The sequence below is a fragment of the Rhodococcus sp. Chr-9 genome (assembly GCF_000801125.1).
Lineage (GTDB): Bacteria > Actinomycetota > Actinomycetes > Mycobacteriales > Mycobacteriaceae > Rhodococcus > Rhodococcus pyridinivorans.
Map to the genome: position 1 here is coordinate 1 of NZ_JTIZ01000142.1, position 327 is coordinate 327.

Genomic DNA, 327 nt, shown 5'->3' on the forward strand with positions numbered 1-327 from the left:
TTGAGCACCGACTTGACGAAGAGTAGATTGATAACGAGAGCTTGTATATTGACTCCCTTGATCAGTATGGACAATCAAGCCAGGCTGAGGATGTTCTTTCCCACAAGCTTGTAAGAAGCAATCCCTCACCAGTTTATCTTGCATCCGTGAAGACATTGACCAGCCTACAATCTTACGTGAAAAAACGTCGATATTCACGGCTAAGTATAAGGTGCCTTCTTTGGTAGGGATATAGGTCATGTCTCCCAGCCATACTTTATTAGGAGCTGTTGCTTTAAAGATCTGATTAATTAAATTGGGTCTTGAAAGCGAAGCTCCTTTTCTGTT

The 327-nt window shown here is 41.9% G+C and carries 1 protein-coding gene; it reads right to left on the reverse strand.

Going from position 1 to position 327, the window contains the following annotated elements; translation table 11 throughout:
* Positions 1 to 327 (reverse strand): DDE-type integrase/transposase/recombinase (locus QR64_RS26360; protein WP_152641017.1); only part of this gene is annotated, 327 nt, incomplete at both ends.